The sequence below is a fragment of the Geomonas sp. RF6 genome (genome assembly GCF_021044625.1).
Lineage (GTDB): Bacteria > Desulfobacterota > Desulfuromonadia > Geobacterales > Geobacteraceae > RF6.
Window position 1 is genome coordinate 1,410,497 of record NZ_CP087999.1, and the last position, 21,937, is coordinate 1,432,433.

23 protein-coding genes, 1 tRNA gene and 1 pseudogene are annotated in these 21,937 nt (G+C 52.8%); 6 read left to right on the top strand and 19 right to left on the bottom strand.

Annotation, left to right across the window (positions count from 1 at the left end; translation table 11 throughout):
- Nucleotides 1–66 precede the first annotated feature (66 nt).
- A complete protein-coding gene (locus tag LPW11_RS06025) occupies nucleotides 67–978 on the top strand; it encodes a M28 family peptidase (protein ID WP_331001600.1) in 912 nt (303 codons plus the stop codon).
- A 450-nt stretch (nucleotides 979–1,428) separates the two neighbouring features.
- Here LPW11_RS06025 and LPW11_RS06030 read toward each other — a convergent pair whose 3' ends face one another.
- The 3 genes from LPW11_RS06030 to LPW11_RS06040 all read right to left on the bottom strand — a co-directional run bounded on the left by LPW11_RS06030 (nucleotide 1,429) and on the right by LPW11_RS06040 (nucleotide 3,560).
- A complete protein-coding gene (locus LPW11_RS06030) occupies nucleotides 1,429–1,929 on the bottom strand; it encodes a TlpA family protein disulfide reductase (protein WP_230997229.1) in 501 nt (166 codons plus the stop codon).
- A 16-nt stretch (nucleotides 1,930–1,945) separates the two neighbouring features.
- Nucleotides 1,946–2,629, bottom strand: coding sequence for a hypothetical protein (locus tag LPW11_RS06035; protein WP_230997230.1), 684 nt, complete (start codon nucleotides 2,627–2,629; stop codon nucleotides 1,946–1,948).
- 100 nt (nucleotides 2,630–2,729) lie between these two features.
- Nucleotides 2,730–3,560 carry a sulfurtransferase gene (locus LPW11_RS06040; RefSeq protein ID WP_230997231.1) on the bottom strand — a complete coding sequence of 277 codons (831 nt, stop codon included), beginning with the start codon at nucleotides 3,558–3,560 and terminating at the stop codon, nucleotides 2,730–2,732.
- A gap of 220 nt (nucleotides 3,561–3,780) precedes the next feature.
- Here LPW11_RS06040 and LPW11_RS06045 point away from each other — a divergent pair, with 220 nt between their 5' ends.
- Together LPW11_RS06045 and LPW11_RS06050 are read left to right on the top strand one after the other, a co-directional pair.
- Nucleotides 3,781–4,251, top strand: coding sequence for a DUF3015 family protein (locus LPW11_RS06045; protein WP_230997232.1), 471 nt, complete (start codon nucleotides 3,781–3,783; stop codon nucleotides 4,249–4,251).
- A 498-nt stretch (nucleotides 4,252–4,749) separates the two neighbouring features.
- On the top strand, nucleotides 4,750–6,690 hold the full coding sequence (locus LPW11_RS06050) for an Lnb N-terminal periplasmic domain-containing protein (RefSeq protein WP_230997233.1): 1,941 nt from the start codon (nucleotides 4,750–4,752) through the stop codon (nucleotides 6,688–6,690).
- A gap of 213 nt (nucleotides 6,691–6,903) precedes the next feature.
- Here LPW11_RS06050 and LPW11_RS06055 read toward each other — a convergent pair whose 3' ends face one another.
- Complete coding sequence (locus tag LPW11_RS06055) at nucleotides 6,904–7,269, bottom strand: DUF190 domain-containing protein (RefSeq protein WP_230997234.1); 366 nt, start codon at nucleotides 7,267–7,269, stop codon at nucleotides 6,904–6,906.
- 269 nt (nucleotides 7,270–7,538) lie between these two features.
- Here LPW11_RS06055 and LPW11_RS06060 point away from each other — a divergent pair, with 269 nt between their 5' ends.
- Together LPW11_RS06060 and LPW11_RS06065 are read left to right on the top strand one after the other, a co-directional pair.
- Entirely contained in the window at nucleotides 7,539–10,400 is a 2,862-nt protein-coding gene (locus LPW11_RS06060) for a response regulator (protein WP_230997235.1), read from the top strand.
- Between the two features lie 356 nt (nucleotides 10,401–10,756).
- On the top strand, nucleotides 10,757–11,044 hold the full coding sequence (locus LPW11_RS06065) for a helix-turn-helix transcriptional regulator (protein ID WP_230997236.1): 288 nt from the start codon (nucleotides 10,757–10,759) through the stop codon (nucleotides 11,042–11,044).
- Nucleotides 11,045–11,134: 90 nt separating this feature from the next.
- On the opposite strand, the gene LPW11_RS06070 is transcribed toward LPW11_RS06065, so the two are convergent.
- The 8 genes and pseudogenes from LPW11_RS06070 to LPW11_RS06105 all read right to left on the bottom strand — a co-directional run bounded on the left by LPW11_RS06070 (nucleotide 11,135) and on the right by LPW11_RS06105 (nucleotide 16,310).
- Nucleotides 11,135–11,222 (bottom strand) — tRNA-Ser (locus LPW11_RS06070).
- 803 nt (nucleotides 11,223–12,025) lie between these two features.
- Nucleotides 12,026–12,355 carry a hypothetical protein gene (locus tag LPW11_RS06075; RefSeq protein ID WP_230997237.1) on the bottom strand — a complete coding sequence of 110 codons (330 nt, stop codon included), beginning with the start codon at nucleotides 12,353–12,355 and terminating at the stop codon, nucleotides 12,026–12,028.
- Nucleotides 12,355–12,720 (bottom strand): annotated as a pseudogene (locus tag LPW11_RS06080) (JAB domain-containing protein); the annotation flags it as partial. The pseudogene LPW11_RS06080 and the gene LPW11_RS06075, both read right to left, overlap by 1 nt.
- 155 nt (nucleotides 12,721–12,875) lie before the next feature.
- On the bottom strand, nucleotides 12,876–13,223 hold the full coding sequence (locus LPW11_RS06085; protein WP_230997239.1) for a hypothetical protein: 348 nt from the start codon (nucleotides 13,221–13,223) through the stop codon (nucleotides 12,876–12,878).
- A gap of 286 nt (nucleotides 13,224–13,509) precedes the next feature.
- Nucleotides 13,510–14,400, bottom strand: coding sequence for an ArdC family protein (locus LPW11_RS06090; RefSeq protein ID WP_230997240.1), 891 nt, complete (start codon nucleotides 14,398–14,400; stop codon nucleotides 13,510–13,512).
- 238 nt (nucleotides 14,401–14,638) lie between these two features.
- Nucleotides 14,639–14,881: a hypothetical protein gene (locus LPW11_RS06095; RefSeq protein WP_230997241.1), complete on the bottom strand. Its 243-nt coding sequence runs from the start codon at nucleotides 14,879–14,881 to the stop codon at nucleotides 14,639–14,641.
- A 46-nt stretch (nucleotides 14,882–14,927) separates the two neighbouring features.
- Entirely contained in the window at nucleotides 14,928–15,923 is a 996-nt protein-coding gene (locus tag LPW11_RS06100) for a hypothetical protein (RefSeq protein ID WP_230997242.1), read from the bottom strand.
- A 48-nt stretch (nucleotides 15,924–15,971) separates the two neighbouring features.
- The gene (locus tag LPW11_RS06105; RefSeq protein WP_230997243.1) at nucleotides 15,972–16,310 is read right to left on the bottom strand and encodes a hypothetical protein; all 339 of its coding nucleotides are present in this window, start codon (nucleotides 16,308–16,310) and stop codon (nucleotides 15,972–15,974) included.
- 145 nt (nucleotides 16,311–16,455) lie between these two features.
- Here LPW11_RS06105 and LPW11_RS06110 point away from each other — a divergent pair, with 145 nt between their 5' ends.
- Nucleotides 16,456–16,794, top strand: a complete 339-nt coding sequence (locus LPW11_RS06110; RefSeq protein ID WP_230997244.1) for a helix-turn-helix domain-containing protein — start codon at nucleotides 16,456–16,458, stop codon at nucleotides 16,792–16,794.
- 303 nt (nucleotides 16,795–17,097) lie between these two features.
- Here the strand turns inward: LPW11_RS06110 and LPW11_RS06115 are convergent, their stop codons facing one another.
- The 7 genes from LPW11_RS06115 to LPW11_RS06145 all read right to left on the bottom strand — a co-directional run bounded on the left by LPW11_RS06115 (nucleotide 17,098) and on the right by LPW11_RS06145 (nucleotide 21,933).
- Complete coding sequence (locus LPW11_RS06115; protein WP_230997245.1) at nucleotides 17,098–17,493, bottom strand: EVE domain-containing protein; 396 nt, start codon at nucleotides 17,491–17,493, stop codon at nucleotides 17,098–17,100.
- 14 nt (nucleotides 17,494–17,507) lie between these two features.
- The gene (locus LPW11_RS06120; RefSeq protein ID WP_230997246.1) at nucleotides 17,508–18,182 is read right to left on the bottom strand and encodes a RipA family octameric membrane protein; all 675 of its coding nucleotides are present in this window, start codon (nucleotides 18,180–18,182) and stop codon (nucleotides 17,508–17,510) included.
- Entirely contained in the window at nucleotides 18,179–18,625 is a 447-nt protein-coding gene (locus tag LPW11_RS06125) for a hypothetical protein (protein WP_230997247.1), read from the bottom strand. Before LPW11_RS06125 ends, LPW11_RS06120 begins: the two co-directional genes overlap by 4 nt.
- A gap of 91 nt (nucleotides 18,626–18,716) precedes the next feature.
- Nucleotides 18,717–19,331: a hypothetical protein gene (locus tag LPW11_RS06130; RefSeq protein ID WP_230997248.1), complete on the bottom strand. Its 615-nt coding sequence runs from the start codon at nucleotides 19,329–19,331 to the stop codon at nucleotides 18,717–18,719.
- A 16-nt stretch (nucleotides 19,332–19,347) separates the two neighbouring features.
- Nucleotides 19,348–19,980 (bottom strand): thermonuclease family protein, encoded by a 633-nt coding sequence (locus LPW11_RS06135; RefSeq protein ID WP_331001601.1) that lies wholly within the window; start codon nucleotides 19,978–19,980, stop codon nucleotides 19,348–19,350.
- The gene (locus tag LPW11_RS06140) at nucleotides 19,958–20,359 is read right to left on the bottom strand and encodes a very short patch repair endonuclease (protein ID WP_230997249.1); all 402 of its coding nucleotides are present in this window, start codon (nucleotides 20,357–20,359) and stop codon (nucleotides 19,958–19,960) included. Before LPW11_RS06140 ends, LPW11_RS06135 begins: the two co-directional genes overlap by 23 nt.
- Nucleotides 20,360–20,376: 17 nt before the next feature.
- The gene (locus tag LPW11_RS06145) at nucleotides 20,377–21,933 is read right to left on the bottom strand and encodes a hypothetical protein (protein ID WP_230997250.1); all 1,557 of its coding nucleotides are present in this window, start codon (nucleotides 21,931–21,933) and stop codon (nucleotides 20,377–20,379) included.
- Nucleotides 21,934–21,937 lie beyond the last annotated feature (4 nt).

The following is a 21,937-nucleotide window of genomic DNA, read 5'->3' on the forward strand; positions in this document are numbered from 1 at the left end:
TGCAACGCTGGTGGATAGGCTGTAAGCTTCGGATGCTCTAAAACCACCCACCACCGGAGTGTGACAATGGAACTGATGCAGGAAATCCTCGGGGAAGTCTCACAGGAACAGCTCGCCACCCATATTCAGGCGCTCGAAGGAGTAAGGCACCCGACCGCCGCAGCTGCCGCCCTCGACCGTGCGGCCGATTACATCCAGGATTTCCTGCAGTCCCTCGGATACCGGATCACAGAGCACTGCGTAGGGGAGAACGGCTGCACCTATCTCAATATCGTGGCGAGCCGCTGGGGGCTTGATGAGCCGCAGGGGCGGGTGATGGTCGTGGCACATTACGACACCGTCTCCACCTCTCCCGGCGCCGACGACAATGCCAGCGGCGTCGCCGTTCTGCTGGAGTTGGCCAGGGTGCTGAAGCCGTATCAGTTTGACAGCTCCCTTGAATTCGTCGCCGTCACTCTCGAGGAAAATGCGCGCGAAGACGACCCCGGCTCCGGCTTGCGCGGCAGCACAGCCCTTGCCCAGTACGCACAGGAAAGGGGATGGGATATAAAAGGAGTAGTGGTGCTGGAGTCTGTCGCGTACGCCGGTCCGGACGTGCAGCAAAACGCACCCGCCGGCGTACCGGTCGAGGTTCCAAAGACGGGGGATTTCCTGACGGTGATAGGGAACGACAAATCAGCGGGGCTGGTGAAGGCTTTCAATGAAGGGGTGCAGCGTAACAGCATCTCGCTTCCGTGCGTCTGCCTCGTCGTGCCGGGCAACGGAGAAGTCCTCCCCGATACCAGGAGGTCCGACCATGCGCCCTTCTGGGACAGGGGGTACCAGGCGATCATGCTCACCGACACCACCAACTTCCGCAACCCCAACTATCACAACGCCGGAGACACCTTCGAGACGTTGAATATGTCTTTCGCAACCGATGTCTGCAAGGGAACCGCGGCAATGGTCATCGAAGTAGCAGGATTGGTATCGCAGTAGCAGTGTCCCAGCCCGCCGACGACCAGCACCGAAAGGTGGCCTCCGCGCTGGAGCGCAGGCATCTTGCCTGCGTTGGCGGCGCAACCGCCACTAGCCCTCCGTGATGCAGCGCCCCTCCATTCAACCGCGAGGGTGGTCATGTGGGCCGGGATAAGCCGCCAGGCGTTCCCGGCGGTCCACAATGCCCACCACAGACGCAGCCGCGCAGCAGCGAATGCCGGAAACGCTACCGCTTATTCCGGACTACAAGTGCAGCGCACCTAACACGCCGCCCGCCCCTCCCTTTTAACAGAGAACGTCCGCCTCGGGTGTCATGTGGCCGGGATAAGCCGCCAGGCGTTCCCGGCAGTCCACAATACCCACCACAGACGCAGCCGCGCGGCAGCGAATGCCGGAAACGCTACCGCTTATTCCGGCCTACAAGTGCCAGCGGGGCTGTGGTTTTCTCACCTACTGCGCAACATAATAATCTATCTCCTCCGGAAGCTTAGGCCCGCGGTACACGATAAGGCCCGAACGGCTGAGGATAACGCAGGAGGGTACGCCCGAAACCTCAAAAGCCCTCGCCACCGCCCCGTCCAAATCGACCACCACCTCGTACGCCACATTGTGCTTCGCGGAAAAGTCCTCGATCGTCTTGACGCTGTCCCCTTCGTTGACCGCCACCACCTTGATAAGCCTGTCGGAGTCGAGCCCATTGAGGCGCTGGACCTCCTCTGCGCAACTGCGGCACCCGGAGCCCCAGAAGACCACCACGATCGCCTGCGACCCCACCAGCGGGATCAGTGAAACCTGCTTACCCGCCGGCGTCCGCAGATCGAGATCCCCAAGCACCGTACGCTCTCCGCGCCCCTCGGTGGCAGTAGCAGCGGTCCCCGCCGCCAAAGCGAACTCTCCGAAATGCAGGAAGCAGACAATAGCCACCACGACAGCTTTCAAAACGGTACGCATAGCTATCTCCCCCGCACTATTCCTGCAGCGCGCTCATCTTCTCCAGCAGTGAAATGACCTTCCCGCCGTGCCGAATAAAGGACCGTTCCGCCGGAGACTGTTGAGACATGGCTGCTGCGGCTTGATCCCAGAGCTTGCGCCCATCAGCAATCATCTTCCGGCCATGTCGCACGGTGCGCTCGTCGATCGGTCCCGCCATCTTCATGCCGCCGAGCATGACGAGATTGGAGCCTTCTGCAGCCATTTCCAGGGCATGGTTGAGCGGAATCTGCCTCTGGTGCGCAGATAGCTCGCGCAGCTCGACCTTCTCCAGATCATCCACCAGCGCCAGGAGTTCCGCCCCGAGCTCGTGGGTGTAACCCATCAGAGGATCACTCCACCGCCCCTGCTCGTGGGCCATCTTCATCTCGGTGCCGGAGAGGACATCCTTGAGTGTTGCCTTTCCCTGTGCGATCATCTCCTTGCCGTGTGCCGCAGAAAGCTGGCCGAGCGGCTGCGGCGGCTGCATCCGGGAATGCATCAGGAGATCGGACCCCTGCAACGCCATGATGAGACTGTGATTCATCAAGGTGTGCATGTGATGCAGGCGTGTTACGGTTTCATCCGCATTGCCATGCCCCTTCTCACCCCCCGCTACCCCCGCAGAGCCAACAAGGCACATTCCAATCAGCAGGACCACTGTCGAAAAAAGCTTGTGCATAGAGACCTCCCCACCACGCTGACCGATGGCTTTCGGAGCACAAGTATACCGGGAATACAGCATGATGCTGCCGCGTCAACGACTGGATCAGGTTCGCCATTCAGCGTCCCGTCTTCTTCCAGGCATCCATCCCGCCGTAGAAATTCCTGGCATCCGGCAGCCCGGAAAGGTGATGCACGAGCCAAGCGTACGATGAACGGACTCCCGCTGCGCAGTAGTAGACAACCGGCTTCTCCGGGTCGACGCCGTGCCCTGCCAGAAGCTTCTTGAGTTGTGCCGGCGACAGCGGCCGTCTCTCCTTTCCGGTGAAAAACTCCTGCCACGGGATATGAACCGCGCCCGGTATTCTCCCGCGAAACCATTCCAGCGTCGAGCGCACATCGACCAGGGAGACCTTCCCCTTTAGCCTCTCGAGGTCCTCGGCAGCAACCGACAGCTGAGGTCTCAGGTCCACCCGGTAGTGCGCCTTCGCCGGCACAGTCGACTCAGGGCCCTTCACCAGCGGAAGCCCCCTTTCCCGCCATGACTGAATACCACCGTTTAATAGGCGAATGCTTCCCCTGTGCCCCATCGAGGAGAGGAGCCACGCGGCCCACCCCTCTCCACCCCAGCTGCTGTCCGCATCACCATAGATAACCACCGGCGTCCGCTCGTCGATTCCCAGCCGAGCCAGAGCCGGAGCCATCTCGCGCGGTGCGAGGATGCGGGTCTCGGCACCGGCCGTTTCCTTCCTGGAGTAGTCCTCCCAGTAAAAGGAGTGCGCTCCCGGCAGATGCCCCGCGTTCCACTCCTTCCGGGGACGCGCATCGAGGATGACCGATTCCGCAAGGCGGGTAGCGAGCGCAGATGCCTCGACCAGCGCAAGGTCGGCAGCAGAGACATTTGCGGCCAGAGCAAGAACAAGCACACAAATGATAGAAAAAGCCTTCAACACATTTCCTCCATGAGTCTCTTTGCCCCATGTTTGGGGCCGGCACCAGTTATAGCACAATTGGGGCTGCGGCAGATGCAACATCCTCGCCCAAAGCACGGGTTCCAGAGCCTCAGACACCTGAAACAGCGCCTCCAGCAGCGGCTTTTGTGCCCACTGCCGTTGACAAGTACTCAAAATTTCATACGATTTACTAAGGCACCACAATAGGAGGACAGCCATGAGAACTTTACTACTGGCACTCGCATTATCCGTTGCAGCATCAGGAGTCGCCCTGGCACAGGGGCAGGCCCATGTCAACACCGGCTGCGGTCTCGGAACGATGCTTTGGGAAAGGAAAGCGGATGGATCGGCCGTATTTCAGAGCTTCCAGGCCACCACCAACGGCACTTCCGGAACCCAGACCTTCGGCATTAGCTCCGGCACCTCCAACTGCACGAAACCGTCTGCCTTCGTGCAGAACGACAAGCTGATAAACTTCGTCCAGTCCAACATGGACAACCTGGCGAAAGAAATGTCGATGGGTAAAGGTGAAACGCTGGATACCTTCGTTGAAATGATGGGGGTTCCCCAGGAGCAGTCCGTCATATACAAAGCGAAGCTGCAGGCGAACTTCGACAAGGTCTTCAGTTCCGACAAGGTCGAGGTGGCACAGGTAATCGACAACGCCTACGCCGTAGCGAACAGCTGACCCGACGCAGCACCTTGCACATAAGAAGGTACACAGGGTCATCTTGTGTACCTTTTTATTTGGTTGTCGCAGGAAAAATACCTGCCAGGCAGCCCGATACTTCAGGGGCTCTTAAAGGAGCAGGCGAGTCTTACGCTCCCTCGCAAAGGTTCATCCGGGAATTCAGGGGGCGCGTGGGTCCATTGCCACGAAGCACTGCAGCGTGCCCAACGTTCCCCCCTTTGCGAAGGGGGGGGCAGGGGGGATTTGATCTTCAAGTCTCCTCCAGAACCGCAGCCCGTTCAACAGTACATCTCGGCCGTCGAACCGCAGGTCAAATCCCCTGTCCCCCCTTCGCAATGGGGGGGCGCGAGGCCTCGTGCGGCCCTTCATTGGAACATACTACGGCTTCCCCGGAATTCTCCGATGAGCGTTTGCGAACGGGGGACAGGGCGGGACAGGGGGATTTGCAATGAGCGCAGGATGGTGCAAGCCAATCGTTCGTACCGGGGACCCCACATGAGAAATGCGCTGCAGCTATCGTCTCCCTTACCGGCCGTTCTGCTCCTCGTGGTGATCGTCAGCGCCTTTCTCCTCGCCTTCTCCCCCACCCCCTCGTGCGCAGAGGTCGACAATGCCTACCTTAACCTGCTCCTGCGAAGAGCCACCGAGTTGAAGCTGCATGAAGACCGGGGATGGAAGACGCTCCTCCACTACAGCAAAAGTTACCGCGGCGTGGAGCGCAGCCGCATCGGCGATGAAAAATTCTTTCTCTCTCCTGACGGTAAAACGGACAGCGCGGCTGAGCTGGAGGCGACACTCAGAAGCTTCTTCGTGCCAGCCGCGAAAGACGGCGAGCACACATCCTGCAGGCTTCCTGCACGCTTCGAATGGCTGAAGGGAAAGCTCGACATCGATACCTCCCGCCTCCCCCCCTTTACCTGCTCCGAAAGGGACAAGACGATCACGCTGGTCGACGCCAAGTCCGCCGTCCTCGTCTTTCCCGTTGGCCACACAAACAGCCCGGCATCGATGTTCGGCCACACCCTGCTGCGCATCGACAGCAGCAGGAAGAGCCGTCTCCTCTCCTACGCCGCGAACTACGCAGCCGGCACCACCGACACAAACGGCTTCCTCTACGCCTACAGGGGTCTTACCGGCGGGTATCCCGGATATTACTCCATGATGCCATACTACGAGAAGACCAAGGAGTACAACGATCTCGAACACAGGGACATGTGGGAATACACCCTGCGGCTGTCGGAAGACGAGGTGAAGATGATGATGAACCACCTCTGGGAGCTGCAGACCATGTCCTCCCCGTACTACTTCCTGGACGAGAACTGCTCCTACAATCTTCTCTTCGTAATTGAGGCCGCACGGCCGCAGATCCACCTAACCGACAGGACCGGCTTTTTCTTCGTCCTTCCCACCGACACCATACGGGTGGCGAAGGAAAGCGGCATCCTCGACGAGCCACACTACCGGCCGTCCCAGGGTACCCGTATCCACGCCATCCTCTCGGTGATGGACCTGAAAGACAGGAAGTCTGCGTACACCCTTGCCCACGGAGAAGGAAACCCGGAGGCGCTGCTTCAGGACGGAGACGTCTCGAACGCGGAAAAGATGAGGATGCTCGATGTGGCGGCGGAGTACGTGCAGGTGCGCTACGCGCGCGACGAACTCGACAAGGATGAGTACAGCAAGCTTTACCTGAAGCTGCTCAGGGCGCGCAGCAAGCTCGGCACGCCCCCGGTCGAGCTGTACGAGATCAAGGAGCCTTCTCGCCCCGAGAGCGGGCACCGTACCAGCAAGGTCGCAGTGGGAGCAGGAGTGCGCAGGGGTGAGCCGGTGGTAGAGCTGGAGGCGCAGCCCGCCTTTCACGGGCTCCTCGACCCCGACATAGGGTACATCCGCGGCGCGCAGATCGAGTTTTTCAACACCGCCCTTCTTTACAATGCGAAGACCGAGGACGTGCGTCTGAAGAGGGTGCACCTCGTCGACATCATCTCGCTGGCGCCGCGCGACACCTTTTTCAAGTCGCTCTCCTGGAAGGTTGCCTTCGGCGCCGACCGGGAGGCGATGAGAAACGGGCAGGATGCGCTCGTCTTCAGGCTGAACACCGGAGGGGGGTACACCTATTCCTCCCCGTGGGACGGGATCATCTATGGACTCGGAGAGGCCGATCTGGTCGCAGGGGGGAAGGTGCGCGCCGGAGTGAGCCTGGCGCCGGGGATAAGCGTGGGGATTCTGGAGCAGCTAACGGAGTGGTGGAAAGTGCATCTTTTCGCGAGGGGGTTTCTGTACCGGCTGGGGGACCATCGCGACACTGTGACCTTCGGGGCGGGGCAAAACTTCAGGGTAAACCAGAACAACAGCATCACCACTCAGTACAGTCGGCAGTATATGAACAGCAACGTGATCGAAGAAGCGGGACTTCTGTGGAATCACTACTTCTGAGCTTGCATGTACGCACGTTGTCATGTAGGCCGGGATAAGCCGCAGGCGTTCCCGGCAGTCCGACTTCACCACCGCCACTGCCTTCGCCCCGACTTCATCCGTCATACCGTTCGTGCTGAGCCTGTCGAAGCTCGCCTCTAAGGTTTTCCGGCTTTCCGCGGGCCGGAGAATCCGGGGAGTCCTCTTCGGCAGGCTCAGGGCGAACGGGGTCGGCTACGGCTCGTTCACCAGGCACGCCTCGTCGTTCTTGTCGCAGTAGCGCACAACGCGCACCTTCTCCAGGGTAATCAGCCCGCCGCACATCATCTCATCTATCTTCGGCATCGTCCGGTCAATCCTCTCCTGACTCGCCACAACCTCGATGATTATCGGCAGTTCCTTCGCGAGCTCGAGGAACCGATCCGAGTGATAGACAAGATGAGGGCCGAAGCCTGAAATCCCGCGCAGCACCGTCGCCCCCTTGAAACCCTCCTTCATCAAAAGCTGCGTCAGCGCCTCATAGAGCGGCTTATGGTGAAAAGTATCATTCTCGCTGATATGAATCCGCATCAACGTCTTCTCCCCCTCCAGCTTTCCCATAGCGCCCCCCCTTTTGACAGGCTTCATTATAACACAGGAGGTGAAGTGGCCAATCTGCAGAGTCACGGCACACCTCGCGCGATGGAGTACCGTCTGTTGGGAAGGTAGCGCGCGGAGTCGTGTAAGTGGTATCCTTCTTTAAGTATTTCCTCACCCTCAACAACGCTTTTGGGTGCGTCACGCACGTAAGGGGCATGGTGCTGGCGGTCGTGCGTACTGGTATAGATGTACGCCCGAAAAAGACAGAGCTTCTACGGAGTAGACGACAGATGTCGCATATTCCTGCACATAAAGATGTTCGCAACTGGCCCAAGCCGCTCCTGATAGCAGCAGTTGTCTTTCTGGTGGCAGCGGCCACCTCTGCGGCACTGGTCTGGCGCATCGAGGAGAGCCGCCTCAATGAAAGACGCGCCGCACTCGGCACGCTGGCTGGTGCACATGCCACTGCACTCCAGCTCAATATCGAGAGATCTTTTTCTGCTAGCTATGCGCTTGCGGCCCTGGTGCGGCAGGGGAACGGGACCGTGCGTGACTTCGAATCTGTCGCGAGGGAAATGCTTGCGTTTTATCAAGGAGTAGCTGCGCTGGAGCTGGCACCGAGAGGCGTTGTACGCCAGGTTGTACCCCGTGAGGGTAATGAGGGGGCGATCGGGCATGACCTGCTGAAAGATCCTCAACGAGACCGCGAGGCATTGCTGGCAGTGCAGACCGGTAAGCTCACCCTGGCGGGGCCATTCAATCTCATGCAGGGGGGATTTGGAGCTGTGGCCCGTCTCCCTGTATTCCTTGATTCGGGCGACGGCAACCAGAAGTTTTGGGGCTTTGTCTGCGTTCTGATCCGCTTTCCACAAACGCTCGATCCGGCACAGCTGGCAACGCTAACACGGAGGGGGCTGGCGTATGAGCTGTGGCGCAATGAACCGAAGAGCGGAAGAAAGCAGATCGTAGCCTCCTCGTCCGGTCCGCTGTGGAACCCGGTGCACAGAGCTATAGAGCTGCCGAACAGCAGGTGGGTTCTTAGCGTAGCTCCGTCGGGAGGGTGGGGTGACCCGTTGGGAATGTCGTTGATGGTGATTACCGCGATCACCTTCAGCCTCCTTCTGGCATGGCTCACAAAGCTCCTGATGGAGGCGAAGCTGAATCAGGCGGGACTTGAGACTCTTGTAGAGGAGCGCACCGCCCAGATCAGGGAAAGCGAAGAGCGTCTTCGCAGCCTTGCCGACAATCTCCCTGACAGCTACGTATACCGCTACACCCGCGAAAACGAGGCACCCCGATTCCTCGAAGTTTCTGCGGGGGTCGAGAAGATCCACGGCGTGACGGTTGACGAGGTGCTGCACGATGCGCGGGCCCTGCACGGCCAGGTCAACGAGGATATACGTGCCGCTTTACTGGAAGCGGAGCATGCCAGCACCGCAGCACTGGCAGATTTCCACTTGGAGGTGAGTTATGCCGCAGCCGACGGGAGAAGCCGATGGCTGCAGCTGCATTCGCGTCCGCGTCGGCAATCATCCGGTGCCATCGTGTGGGATGGGGTTGCTACCGACATCACCGCACGTAAGGAAATGGAGTCCGCCCTTCGCGCCGAGCGGGATTTCTCCGACGCTGTCCTCAATACCCTCCCAAGCATTTTCTACATGTTTGATACCGATCTGAAGCTTCTGCGCTGGAACAGGAGATTCGAGGAGGTGACCGGATTCGATCCGGCGCAGTTGACAGGGATGGGCGCCCTCGACTTCTTCTCCGGGGAAGACCGCGAACGCGTTGCCGCCCGGATTGCTGAGGTATTCGAGCGCGGTGAGGCCGACGTGGAAGCCACTTTTTCGTTGAAGGAGGGCACCAGCAGAGCCTATTACCTCACCGGTGTCAAGCTGCACACCAGAGAGGGGGATTGTCTGGTCGGCGTAGGGGTTGATATAACTGAGCACCGAGCCGCCAAGGAAGCTGCCGAAGCGGCTAACTCCGCAAAGAGCCAGTTCCTTGCCAACATGAGTCACGAGCTGCGCACCCCGCTGGCGGGCATGCTCGGCATGCTGCACCTTGCGCTGCAGGAAGACGTTGCTCCAGCCACCCGGCAGTACCTCGAAAAGACCGTCACCTCCGCACGTGCGCTGCTGCGTATCCTCAACGACATCCTCGACATGACAAACATCGTAGCAGGGAGGCTCGCCATCAAGGAGGAACCGTTCCTGCTGCGGGAGTGCCTCTCCGAGGTGATCGAGATCGTCTCATTCGACGCCGAGCGAAAGGGTCTTCCGATCGTCCTTTCGGTTGAGGCCGGAGTGCCCGAAGCAGTGGTCGGCGATCAGGTGCGGCTGCGCCAGGTTCTTCTGAACCTGGTCGGCAACGCCGTGAAATTTACAGAGAATGGGCGGGTAGAGGTACGCGTCGCGAGAGCAGGGAATGCCGCGGGAGGCAAAAAGAAGATCTCCTTCTCCGTCACCGATACTGGAGTCGGCATCCCGGAAAGCAAGAGGGACCTGATCTTTCGTCCCTTCACCCAGGTCGATTCCTCGTACAGCCGCAGCTTCGGCGGCTCCGGGCTGGGGCTTGCCATCAGCAGCCAGATCGTACAGCTTTTGGGGGGGAGCATCGACTTCGAGAGCACAGAGGGAAAAGGGAGCACCTTCTGCTTCATCATACCGCTGGCAGAGGCGGTGGCGGAAAGTGTAGCCGCGCAGGATAGAGCCATTCACCCTTCCGAGACACCGCCCCGTGCTGCAGGAGATGGGAAAGGAGCAGAGCTTCTGATTGCAGAAGACGATCCGACGGTGCGCGACGCCCTCCGGAAAATCCTCACCATGTCAGGGTATGACGTTCAGGTCGCGGAAGATGGACAGGAGGCGCTTGAGAAGTGGCAAGAGGAGCATCCCGACTTGATCTTGATGGACATCCAGATGCCGAGGATGGACGGCTTCGAAGCAACTCGCGCCATACGGGAAGAGGAGACCGTCCGCGGAGGCCACATCCCCATCATAGCGGTTACCGCGCATGCACTAAAAGAGGACGAGCGAAAATGCTTGGCCGCGGGAATGGACGCCTACATCAGCAAGCCGGTAGACGTACGGCGGGTTCTGGCGCTGATACGTCAATTCGTGACGAGCGAGACGGTGGGGGCAACCTTCGAATAAACATCTCTGGGGTCAGGCTTTGCATTTGGGGATTTGTTGATCCTCCACGGTTCAGAGAGGCACCAAATCCCGAAATCCAAAGCCTGACCCCGCAGATCAACACCGCGCCTTATTGTAGTCCTCGTGACTAGAAAAAGACCTGCAGCCGTTATCATTCCTCCAGACCTTGAGATCCACAAGACCATCTCTGGGGTCAGGCTTTGCATTTGGGGATTTGGTTGTAGGGCTACGGTTTAGACGAGGCGTCAAAAACCACCCGATGCAAAAGTCTGCCCCCGACGACACCCCTGATGATAAGAAGCGGCCAGCCGGAAGAAAATTGATCGGCGTTGGCAAAGATGCTAACCTCAGTGCACATGAACTACACCGTCGAGTACTTCCACAAACGCGTCAAAGCCGAGATCGAGGGCCGGCCTGTGGGGATACTGGAATACGCCCTGGCAAGGGAAATTCTTGCTGCCCGCGCGCGAGTCGGTCTCTCGCAAGAAGCCGTAGCCGAGAGGATGGGCACGACGAAGAGTGCCGTATCGCGTCTCGAAGCCGTCGGGAAACACGCGCCTTCCCTGACGACCCTGAAGAAGTATGCCCGCGCCGTAGGCTGCCATCTGGAAATAAGACTGGTTCCCGAGAAATCGAACCAGTAAAAGGTCGAGGCTTTCTGCCGCCCCCCCTTCACATTTGCTACATTTAAACAGCAAGAGGGCCGGTCTGATGACCGGCCCTCTTGTTTAAGTTGGCGGAGAGGTAGGGATTCGAACCCTAGGTACGTTTCCGTACACCTGATTTCGAGTCAGGCACCATCGACCACTCGGACACCTCTCCGTATGTTGACAACTCTACGTTTTACTAAAAATCCCGTTAGGTTAGCTCTTCCACCTTCACTCAGGATGTGTTGCCAGCTTTCGCTGTTTGTCGCCTTTTTTGCACCGGAAGTGCACCATCAGTGCACCATTATTCTGTAGCTCTCAGCGGCCACCTAGACGGCAGGCGCAACGGAATCAGAATCATAGCGCATTTTAGGCCAAAACTCAAGCTTATGTTTTCATCGAAGCCTGACGGAATGCGGCTTTTGGGGTTCTAAGGGCTCGGATCTCTCATGATAGATTTGCGGCTTCATGCAAATATATCTTGAGAGACCGAACGAGGCGAAGCCTCGGAATTCATAACTGATTACGCCAAGCAGCAGCCAACTCGTCCTTCAACCGCACTGCACCATTGCAACCCTCCACTGCACCATTCACCGTCAATACCCATAGCTACCCCCCAAAGGGGCCACGGAGCGCCAAGGATCATCCATGCGTGCACATCGATGTTCATCAGTGACCTGCTGCCACAGGTCGGATAGATTGCTACCACCACGATATTGTGAGGGCATATATAGCAAAGGCTATATTTCCACCACTAATTGCCACGCAAAGCCTCTAATTATGGGCTACTGCGCAGGCTTTCCCATCCCCCCAAGCCTTACCAGTAGCGCGATGCGCTGCAACCCACTAATTTTATTCAGCTTTTAAATTGCAGTCACACAGCTTTGGTGGCACTGTCGGTTTTGGCTTTTAGAAGTGGAGAAACGAAGGATTTTTTCGTAAGGTTGGTTTTCCTGCGCGGAGGGCGTCGATGGTGAGTCAGCGGGAGACTTTGCAGATGGCAATCAACTGTTGTAGTGCTACTAGCTCCGTCCTGGGCAGCTTCGCCATGTTCTGCACGAACTTGTATCCATTCTTCATCAGGGCACTAAGCTCCTCATGCATCTTGAACATGACCGGAAATGTCACTTTATGATTTTCCAAGCGACCATAGATGATCCTGTATATCTCCATACTGCATGGTCCACATATCACCGTCACTGCTGAATCCCTTGCTGGCGTAAAGCCTGTCCTTTCCAACGTCCCATACTTGAGGCCATGAACGATATCACCTTGCCTCATCCACTTACCGCAGAACTCGCATTTCATTAGATGACCCCTCCTTCCACAAATGAGTAATGGTGGTCACCGACGATAATATGGTCCAGCACCTTGATACCAAGTATCTCCCCTGCCTCTATGAGCTTCCTTGTGACTTGGATATCTTCCGCGCTCGGCGTAGAGTCTCCGGTCGGATGGTTATGGATGAGAATCAAGGCGGCTGCCGATGAGAGCAGAGCTGTTTTATATACCTCTCTGGGGTGGACAATCGTTTGGTTCAAGCTCCCTATGCTGACGATATCAATGGCTGCGATGCGGTTCTTACCGTCGAGGTGGATAGCCATAAAGTACTCCTTGGTCTCCTGCCTGAGGAAGCTGAAGGTGTCATAGATCTGGGATGGAGAGGTATACCTAGTCCGAGGGTTCAGGTAGTTCCCAACTGGCTCCCTTACCGTCAGTGTCTCGTATACCGCCTTGATTGTCTTGAACTTGAGCGGTCTCGGTTTAGGGTCAGCAAATTCCATGGGTCCGAATAGGGTGTCTACTACTGGCATGGCTACTCCTCCTTTTAGATTAGGCAGTTAATTAACTTCTCGACTATCCGCTTGGGTGACAGGTGCTCCCATTTAGCGCCAAGGGTTTCCTTGATATCCTTCGGGGTGTGCATATAGAAGGTGTTGATGGGGTCCGGCTCTGGTGCCATGAAGGCGTGAAGGCCCATGGTCCCAAGGGCCTTATTGATAGTCAGTACATAGAGGGCGATGCTCTGAGTGAAAACGTGGATGGTATCGTGGGTACCTCCTTGGAATTGGTAATTGTTACCTCCATGATCGAGGATGAGGCTGTTAATGTGGATGCCGTTGCTGTCGTCGTCCTGGCTGGTGAAGAGCTTAATGGTGGGCTTGATCGCGGTCATGGTTTCCTCCTTGTGATGTGATAATCCGAATGGTCCCGACCCTGCACTTGAGGCAGGTATCATCAGGTGGGTAATAGTCTTCATAGACGGCACCACATGTGCCGCATCGGAATAAGGCCATAGCGGGTCCTCCGTACTTATGAATTGAGGGGTTAGTATGGGTTGAACTTAGAAATGGGCTTGTAGGGCAAATTTGGAGCTTGCTTGATAGTCTTTGCGAGGAGAGTTAATGAGAGTTACTGCTTAATGGCGATTTTCATAAGGTGGGGATTACAGCGGGGAGTCCTTATTCTGCGGAGTCTTCAGCTTGGTCGACTTCACCTCCTTTTCGGTGGAGGATATAGTCGCTACTCTTTTGAGCCTGGGCTGCGGCCATCACCAACATCTTCTTGTCGTCCTTGAGAGCCTTCAACCAACCTCGGATATAGGCAGCGGAATTCACGATGGTCCCCTGCTCGATACCGGCAATACCACATAGGAATGCAGCGCCCATCTCAGCTACCAGTTCTTCCTTCGAATAGGAATGGCTGCCGAAAAAGGAAGGCTCCAGTATCCCCTTTCGGCCAACTCTGGAAGCGTGTCCTGTTGCATGGGTAAGCTCATGGAATACTGTGCTGTAATATTCCTCTGGTGACTGGAAGGCTGAGGGTTCCGGTAGTCTGACGTAATCCAACATGGGGCTATAAGAGGCTTCGTTACCACCATGTCTAATGTCCGGTCTTAATGGCATACCGGCTATGATCTGCTCTGCTCTCTCGATGGGAGTGAATGGGTTGATGATGTTCTCAGGTGATGGTGGCGATGGTATCCCTTCTACCTGCTCCAAGTTGAACACCGAGTAGTACCTGAGTAATGGCACCTTGCCGTTACTGGTATCCTCCGCATCATCACCATCGGCATCCTTGCGGTCGATCCACTTCCAGAAGATCACCGGAGAAGACTTCTCTCCTTTACGGACATGCCCCCCCTTCTCTGTTGCCTGCTTGAATGTCAACCAGTACGGAGATCCATAAGTCATGCAGCCGAGAAGAAAGATGTTGATTCCTCTGTACTCCTTGCCACTTACCAGATTTTTCGGCACATTAGCCTCTGCATTCCATGTTTTCCTCCATGGCACCGTACCAGCTTCCAGAAGCTCCGTGATCCTCGCATTGATCACATCATAGGTCTTACACATGCTCCTTCTCCTTCTAGCGGCTTACCTCTTATTGTCGGGCTTCTCCGATTGGTCCGACTTGGTAGCCTTTGAGACAAAAAAAGAGGCACATCCGATGTTGGACATGCCTCTTGATTTAGGAGGGTGGGGTAGGAAAATGATTGCAATTGACTTCTACATATCTAATCTCGGTCTTGGTCTGTGGGTATTATTTTGAACTGATATATGTAACATTATCGTATTATAGAATTAATAACTATCACTTCGGTGGTGGAGTACCAAACCTGACAGGAGCATAAGGATCATAAGGGATATAGACTTTTCCATCGAAACCCACTCTTGCAGATCCACGAACTTTCTCGTAATAGTCTCTTTGCTGTTGTTCATTCAACTCGCTGGCTTTTTTCTCTTTATACTTCTGATGAAATTGAGGGATAGCAAAGCCAGCACCGACTAATGTGGTCACACCTATTACCAGTAGAAAAATCTTCAAATCATTCAATTGTAACCTCCATCATGCAGTATAATTATTCTCTAGATTGTCGAAATTAATTTGAAGTATCTGCTTGGTCACTAGCCTCTACTGGCTCATTTACATCTATTTGTTCTTTAACACTGCTTTGATCGTCTTCGTGTTGCTTGCATAAATATTTGTAGGCTACAGAATCATAGGTACCATCTTCTATAGCCTCACCAAAATAATTTGTGCTTTCCACTTTATTTATGTCTAAAACCATGTTCCGATAATAATCTGTCGCAGTTACTAGCTTCCCATCATCATCAACCGATACGATGGAATAATTATTAGAACTCTTAGCATTGTTGCAATCCAGAGTGTATAGTCGATAGGTGTCATGATAGATATCATTATCAGCTTTTGTATTATCAACAATTCGCACCCATGAACGCACAAATCCAGCCTGATTCCTAGTAGTAAATTTAGTATTGACAAATATAACATTCTTCCGATTATCAAACACATTCACGAGGTCCTCAGCTTTCAGGACTGGAATTCCAAGCATTTGCTGTATTTCTGCAGCAGTATACTTAACTGAACTAGCCTTACCTTTCTCACTATAATTAAATTCGAGATCAGTAGCAGTTAGGTCCCGACCGCTTAATGCCTTTACTAGATCGTGCATGATATAGGGCGGCAACTCCATCCTATTATTTTGGTTAGAAACTATCTTTATGTAGTCCTTTCCACCATATAAAACATAAACACTCTTAGTAGATGGATTCAGCATGAGACTAGATAGATATATTTCGTCACCCTTTATCCATCCTGTCCCTGTGTAGATCCCATCTTTATTTTTTGATGCGAAACCCTCTGTAACCTGACAATTGAGTTTAAACTTCTTAAATTCTGCCTTACCCAACAGTTCAACAAGTATTTGCTGTATATCCTTTCTAACCAAAAGCCCCCTGACAATATCCTGTTTAGTTTCTTTGTATTTAACCAGAAGATCGAAATTGTCAGCATAGCATAGAACCGGGAATAGGATACAGATAACACTTAAAACAAAAGCGAGTATCAACCTCATCATCAACTCCTTAATTAGTAATAGGAATAAATTATACTTGTAATGACCTCAGGATCGTGTCCCGCTGACTTTCATAAGAAATCTAGAGCCTAAAAAGACAACACCTATTATAAAAATGTAAAGCGGGCCTCTATGCGGAATGAAAAAAGAAAGAACCATACCCACAATGACACAAATCCCAATAAGACATCCCAAGGCCGTTTGACTACCTGAAAGACTCCCCTCACCTTTAATACTTTCAACACCATGAGCATCAACCGGCTCATCTTTTACGTCAATAACTGATAACTCCCCGTGCATCACCTCGATAGGACACCCACATCCAATGCAGGCTGTTGCTTTGTCAGATATCTCCCTGCCACACTCATGGCATTTGACTAAAGCCATCCCCTCATCCCCCCCTCAACCAGCACAAAATGCAAAACAGGAGGGATAGTACAACCTGACTTAGAACATTTCAACATTTATCTAACTCTCATTCGTAGTTTGCTACAACCCTTAGTTGTATTGTCCCTGCCAGGGGTATATGACTATGGATAAGATATTGGACACCAAGGAAATAGGTGGGAAGATCAGGATGCTGCGAAAGCATGCGGGTCTGAGCCAGGAGAGGCTTGCTGAATTGGTAGGAGTATCTTTCCAGCAGATTCAGAAGTATGAGAATGGGAGCACGATGCTCAATACTGACAAGCTCCAACGTGTAGCCAATGCTCTTAAGGTGCCACCTTCTGCCTTCTTCGATGAGAGCACCTATGAAAAGCCCCCACTTTCAGACAGGGAAACGATGCTCGTTAAAGCATTTAGGACCCTTGAGGATGAGGTTATTCAGGAGGGGATTGTCAAGCTGATGGTAAGAGCAGGAGAGAAATGACGAAGCTGAGATTATCTCAGGAGGGGACTTGCTGAAAAGGTAGGAATCGGTCCCTCGATGCCCCTTCCTTGATACAAGGTTCTTTGGCATACACGATTGTGCATTCCACGTCTTCCTCCATGGGACCGCACCAATTACTAGGGAACATTTTGTTAGGTCGCAGCGAACCGGTTACACGCTATTCTTATCCTGCTGGCGGACATGACTTCAATCAGAGACATTTCGTTGCGAGTCTGAACGTACCTGTCCCTGCGCCAACGATCGCTCGATTGGGCGAGTGCAAGTCCTTGTGAATTCTGTGTCTTAAGCGTTCATTTTGAACTTTGACAATATAAGATCACGAATACTCAAGGGCAAAGGATATTTGTTCAGGATTACCCAACCATAACTTTTGCCCCACAGGCTGATAAATGAATCTTTGATCTCTCCATCGAAAGCAATACGGTTTTCAGGCGTCAATACTCTTTCAAAATCTAGTTCAACTCTGTAAAAAAACAAACCATTGTCCCATATTTTTGTGTCATCAATATATGCCTCACCAATGACTCTAGCGACACCTGCTAGTTTGTTATCGACTTTAAATATCAATATATCGCCTATATCCCATTTTTTTGGGTGAGTGCTGTTTGCACCCCATAGTTTATGGGCCACGCAGGTGTTAAAATGCTCCTCACTCAAACAACAAAGCCTGGTTTTCATGCAATCTCCTTGGACTATGGCGGTGGCGGTATGATTTTGGTATCACGCTTTTGAGCCACGTGATCGTAGGAGCCTGGAAAGGTTCTTCCCCATTTAAACATTACCTTCCCAAAGAGGAGAGTCACGGCTAGAGGCACAATGTGCCGCCCTAATATGTAATAGTCAACGACATAGGTGCAGTCGAAGTGCAATTCGGGCAAAGCATGGATGATGAGAATTACCCATATGCAGACGGTAAAGAGGCTAACCCATTGATTTGACTTTGAAGCCGATACAGGCAGGGGACCAGTAAAGTATTTCTCAGTCAGGTTCTCTTCCTGCGGTCGATACAGTACCGTCTTGTACAGTGGTCCAGTAACAACATCCTCCAGCATATCAACATGATTCTCCCAGTTTTCTTGCCAGTACTTGCTGCCACGATTGACCAAAAACCAAGCCCATGTAAATAAAATACCAACACAGCTTACAATGTATGCTAAGTACTGCTTATCTATAAGATGTTCAGAGCCTAGGATTGCAAAATATCCTGCGAAGGCAACGGCAATTAATGCCCAGAAATAGGTAGCTCTTTTCCAGTAAAGTTCGATCTCGAATTTTCTGATATCCAACGCATGACCTAAAGCTTCTTTTGCCTTGCGACGGTCAAGTGGGTCAATCCCGAATGCTGCTTTGTATTCCTCTTCTGTCATCCTGTTGGCCCCTTTCCTGCCTCCTCCATTGTGGAGCGCCCACATGGAGAAAGAGGTTTGTCCTCGCCTTCTTTCGTCGCAAATCCGCACTCATATTCAACATACTCAACATCAGCTTCCACTTCGCTTCCACTGACGTATCCGTAGATGGTATGGTACTCCCTTCTAAGGAGGGGAGCTTTGCATTTCGGACAAACCAACTCATATGTCTCCAACAGCGAAGTGATCTTATTTAACTTCGCCACCAGCTCTTGAAGTTGCCACTCTTTCTCTGTTAGCTGGCCCTTATAATCTTCCCCATCTTCTCTCAACCTATGTATTTCTTCGTTCCCAATTTCAACTCGCTTTCTCAATCTCTCAATTAAAATATCTGGCGATTGAGACTCTGCATCAGCAACTTTCAACTCAAGATATTTTATCTTTTCATGTAGCAACTCAATCACGCTATCCTTTTGCGATACAAGTAACCGATAGAGCCAAAATGCGCCTGATAGAACACCAATAACTGAACCGATTTGTGTGAAAAAGATAGTCTCAATAGTCATAGGAGTTTTCACTTACGTAGTAGTGCTTTGGGATTTCCGCCAAAAATGGAAAGGCAGCGAGAAGTTTTTGCAGTTTCGATTCATCGCTCAAAAGATACCACTCTCCTTTTTGCAGTTCTTCTCTCACACCTATCAGAGCAAAGTCGATGAACTTATACACACCATTTACTATTGCAAAGTCTGCATCTTTAACGTAATCTACTCCAACTGCCTTGAAATTCAATATCGTCGCCTCTGCTTTGGAATCATTGACAACGCCGAAAAAAGGAGCATCGATGAATTCCATACAGTACGCTACTGTATCATTAAAGTCTGGCAATACCTCAATAGAGCTTACTACATTACTTACTTCCAAAGTACCGTAGAACTTAGGAACGTGCCTTCCTAGAAGATTATCCGCTGTTATCTTTGTATAAGCTGCTACTTCACTTCGGAAGGTATACAAGCGAGCAAGCCTATCGAAGGCACTATCTCCTTTTTTAAAGACTTTGAAAGCAATATTACGATCATATGAAACAAAGATAGTCCCATAATAACCATCAAGTCTTCGAGGCTTTATTACTGGGACTTCTCCGATATTTGTGTTTAAAATGTATTCCGCCATCCGAAAACCTCGATGATCATTTTATCTTCTCGTTCTTGCCTAGTCGCCTGAATTCCCATGGTGGAAGCTGATTCACCCCTTGCCATAACCCCAATTTAGAATTACGTGCACGAACCTCGGCATCAATAAACTCCGATGCATATGGGGTCTCCAGGTAATCACGATATGCCCAAGCCCAGCCCTCGGCCACCATTTCCTGATTTATATTCCTACTGCCTAGCCACACCAAGCAAACCAGCCTTCTGTAAAGATCAACAGCTATCACATCAAGCTTGACGCTTTGACGGAGGATTTTACCACTGAGAGCCTTCCAAGCCTCGTCACCATAAGGCTGTCCCGGTTTACTGATTCGGTCCGTTCTCTTGTTAATTTTTTCTATCTCAGGAGCATCTATGCCATATAATCGAACCCTTACCTTTGTTCCAAGTGAATCAATGACGGTAATGGTATCTCCATCGGCAACTTTGATAACGAATCCCGCTAATGATCTGACCGGCGGTTGTGCGTGTACTGCTGTGAATGGGATTAAAAAGAACAACAGAAACAAGGCGAGGACAGCTCTATTGTGGCTTTTACGCAGGGTACAGTGCATTATCGCGATATCCGTAAGCTTCCAATAGATACCTCTATTCAGGGGTATCAACGGCATCAAGAAACTTGCAAATCCGGCTCTGCAGCGAGGAAACGTCCTTTAACTCGCACTCCCAAAGAATAAGAAAACTCCACCCTGCAGCAGCTAACGCTGCTAGATTTGACGCATCTCGGGTGACATTTTTCTCAAGCTTTGGAACCCAATATTCTTGGTTTGTTTTCGGGAAATGAGAGGATTTGCATCCATGTTGGTGCCAAAAGCAACCATGTACAAAGATGACTTTTTTACGGCTAGGAAAAACAAGGTCCGGCTTACCAGGGAGGTCAGGTCGGTGAATCCGGTAACGGTAACCAAGGGAATGAATCAAGCGACGCACCAGCATTTCAGGGCGCGTATTCTTAGAACGAACAGCAGCCATCATTTCGCTTCTGTTCATTTACGCCTTCCGATTACTTAAGCAGGCACAGGGGGGCGCAAAACGCTCATACGGTCTTCGCACAGGTCTGGCCACACAGGGTGCCCATCTTCGTTAAACCAACAAATGCCAACGTCTCTATCTTCACAAAGATATCTCGTGATCCATGGGATTACAGAGGGGTTACCTGGGAGCACTAAGCAAAGAGAAATAGCTTCATCCTCGATCAAATCTCTGTATCTAAACCTGTACTCGTATAGCTGGCTTAGGCCCTTTCTGATTTGATCTAGCAGAGTATCTCCACCGCTTTTCATCTCAAATATGAAAGACCCGTCATGCGGGATTTTGGCAAGTAGGTCGATGTGGTCGTTTTCTTTCGGTATTGCCCCAAGGGAACGCAGGTACGAGTCCATTTTATCGATGAGCTCTTTGTGAGCTAAATTGCGACGCTGGAGTTTAACCCTAGTAACTTCTGGGTCTGCAATCTCCCGGCGGCGATCAAAAGAGCGCGCAGGCGGAGGCGTTCCGGTTCTTTGCCTAAACGGGTACGTTTCAGGGACAGGCTGAATTGCAATCTGTTCTGCAGCAACCTGAGGCTCGACTTCTGCAGCGTTAAGAGCGTGATCAGCGGTTAGGGTTAGGACGACATTGGAAGGCAGTACTCTGACGCCATCGAAATAGCGCCCCCAATCTCCGCTTGCTATTACCTGCTCAAGATCTTGGCCAGTGGTGCAATCATCGAATCCCTCAAACTGAGCAGCAATCGAGCATATTGCATCCAGCTGCTGCACTAGTTGATTTCTATCCTCAACCGTCACACCTTCCCGGAGTTTCGCAGCCCCATGGGAAAGTTGAAAGATTTCAGTATGGCGCAACGTATGAAACCGACTCTCAAATGTTGCCGGTCCCACGATCTCTCCGCGACGCACTGCTGCCAATGTAGCGGCTACGACTTCCTGTGGCGGCAAAGCATAACGATTTACGTCTGGCGCATTTGCGAGTCCAAAAATCTCGTGAAAGGAAATAGATGCATCAAAAATGTTAACTCCTCGCAACAGGGCATCAGCTTTGAGTGCTACAGCAATGAGCCGCACAGGCGAGAAGTGAATGCCTCCTGCTATAAACTCTAAAGTGCGGTCCCGAGTGTTAGATTGGATGTGCAGATCATTCGTAAAGCTCCGGTACCGTGCACCCATGGCATTAGGATATTGAAACAGCGGTAGTTGCAAGCGCAGAAATGATGCAACATCCGGCTCCTCTCTGAGCAAATACCTTTTCGCCGTCTCACTTAGCCGCAGTACCCACCCTGCCGGACTCTGCTCCAGAAAATATAGACCAAGGTATGCAGGATACGCACTAATCTCGTCCCGAAATTTAGAAACATCGAGACGGCCTCCTGGCGTTAAGGGGCGCGTTGCGGCTTCCGATGCCAAGTATGAGACACGAGGGCTTATAGCTTGGAGCCGCACTTCAATGGCTGGACGGTCGTATAACTGCCCATCGAACTCACCGAATATGGCGGCCAATTCGGCAAGCTTTTCAACCCAGCTATCACTGCTTGAGTGGATTTTATGGCTGAATAAATCAACAATCATAGGT

Bases quoted from the DNA above. Each gene is read 5' to 3' on its own strand.
- LPW11_RS06085 (WP_230997239.1), bottom strand. From the start codon at position 13,223: ATGACCGCGATCAAGCCCACCATTAAGCTCTTCACCAGCCAGGACGAC.
- LPW11_RS06030 (WP_230997229.1), bottom strand. From the start codon at position 1,929: ATGCGTACCGTTTTGAAAGCTGTCGTGGTGGCTATTGTCTGCTTCCTG.
- LPW11_RS06100 (WP_230997242.1), bottom strand. From the start codon at position 15,923: ATGAGGTTGATACTCGCTTTTGTTTTAAGTGTTATCTGTATCCTATTC.
- LPW11_RS06115 (WP_230997245.1), bottom strand. From the start codon at position 17,493: ATGAAAACCAGGCTTTGTTGTTTGAGTGAGGAGCATTTTAACACCTGC.
- LPW11_RS06075 (WP_230997237.1), bottom strand. From the start codon at position 12,355: ATGAAATGCGAGTTCTGCGGTAAGTGGATGAGGCAAGGTGATATCGTT.
- LPW11_RS06025 (WP_331001600.1), top strand. From the start codon at position 67: ATGGAACTGATGCAGGAAATCCTCGGGGAAGTCTCACAGGAACAGCTC.
- LPW11_RS06130 (WP_230997248.1), bottom strand. From the start codon at position 19,331: ATGGCGGAATACATTTTAAACACAAATATCGGAGAAGTCCCAGTAATA.
- LPW11_RS06045 (WP_230997232.1), top strand. From the start codon at position 3,781: ATGAGAACTTTACTACTGGCACTCGCATTATCCGTTGCAGCATCAGGA.
- LPW11_RS06110 (WP_230997244.1), top strand. From the start codon at position 16,456: ATGGATAAGATATTGGACACCAAGGAAATAGGTGGGAAGATCAGGATG.
- LPW11_RS06105 (WP_230997243.1), bottom strand. From the start codon at position 16,310: ATGGCTTTAGTCAAATGCCATGAGTGTGGCAGGGAGATATCTGACAAA.
- LPW11_RS06035 (WP_230997230.1), bottom strand. From the start codon at position 2,629: ATGCACAAGCTTTTTTCGACAGTGGTCCTGCTGATTGGAATGTGCCTT.
- LPW11_RS06050 (WP_230997233.1), top strand. From the start codon at position 4,750: ATGAGAAATGCGCTGCAGCTATCGTCTCCCTTACCGGCCGTTCTGCTC.
- LPW11_RS06060 (WP_230997235.1), top strand. From the start codon at position 7,539: ATGTCGCATATTCCTGCACATAAAGATGTTCGCAACTGGCCCAAGCCG.
- LPW11_RS06140 (WP_230997249.1), bottom strand. From the start codon at position 20,359: ATGAACAGAAGCGAAATGATGGCTGCTGTTCGTTCTAAGAATACGCGC.
- LPW11_RS06120 (WP_230997246.1), bottom strand. From the start codon at position 18,182: ATGACAGAAGAGGAATACAAAGCAGCATTCGGGATTGACCCACTTGAC.
- LPW11_RS06135 (WP_331001601.1), bottom strand. From the start codon at position 19,980: ATGCCGTTGATACCCCTGAATAGAGGTATCTATTGGAAGCTTACGGAT.
- LPW11_RS06145 (WP_230997250.1), bottom strand. From the start codon at position 21,933: ATGATTGTTGATTTATTCAGCCATAAAATCCACTCAAGCAGTGATAGC.
- LPW11_RS06090 (WP_230997240.1), bottom strand. From the start codon at position 14,400: ATGTGTAAGACCTATGATGTGATCAATGCGAGGATCACGGAGCTTCTG.
- LPW11_RS06065 (WP_230997236.1), top strand. From the start codon at position 10,757: ATGAACTACACCGTCGAGTACTTCCACAAACGCGTCAAAGCCGAGATC.
- LPW11_RS06055 (WP_230997234.1), bottom strand. From the start codon at position 7,269: ATGGGAAAGCTGGAGGGGGAGAAGACGTTGATGCGGATTCATATCAGC.